Annotated in this window: 1 protein-coding gene; it reads right to left on the bottom strand. The window is 47.2% G+C overall.

Features of this window, described 5'->3' with window-relative positions:
• The coding region (locus ACJHYR_RS28200) for a Tat pathway signal sequence protein (protein ID WP_410233240.1) at positions 1–498 on the bottom strand (498 nt) is incomplete at its 3' end.
• Between the last annotated feature and the right edge of the window lie 2 nt (positions 499–500).

Raw genomic sequence — 500 nt, 5'->3', positions numbered from 1 at the left:
CCCGGCACCAACAGATACCACGTTATTTTCTCCCGACACCTGTGAGCCATGGCCCAGAGCTACAGAGCCTGAAGAATTTTCTATTCCAGCCCATCCCCCAATAGCAACACTCTGCTGTGAATTAAGTACCTCAGCGCTCTTACCTATGGCAACACCATATTTTGACTCAGCCTGACCGGCATCCCTTCCCAGGGTGACACTGTGTGGAGAATTATACACTCCCGAAAAAGAGCCAAACTGAAGACTTCCTGGTGAATCCATGTTAAAAGCGCCACCTCCCAAAAGGAAAGTGTTATTAGCTGTACCAGTTGAATTCGTAATAAAAGAGTTTTCTCCAATCAGTAAGCTGGAAGAATTAGCATCAACAGGCCCTGTCAAAACAGCCTGAGCCTGAGCCTGAGCCTGAGCCGAGAGCAGCAGGGCCACACTCACTGCCAGCGCGCTTTTCTTTAAAAAAGCATCACGTCTTTTAAGCATTCTGTTATTCTCCTGTATTATTA

It is taken from the genome of Escherichia sp. WS1450 (genome assembly GCF_046487395.1).
Lineage (GTDB): Bacteria > Pseudomonadota > Gammaproteobacteria > Enterobacterales > Enterobacteriaceae > Escherichia > Escherichia coli.
This window is presented reverse-complemented; position numbering and strand designations above follow the sequence as displayed.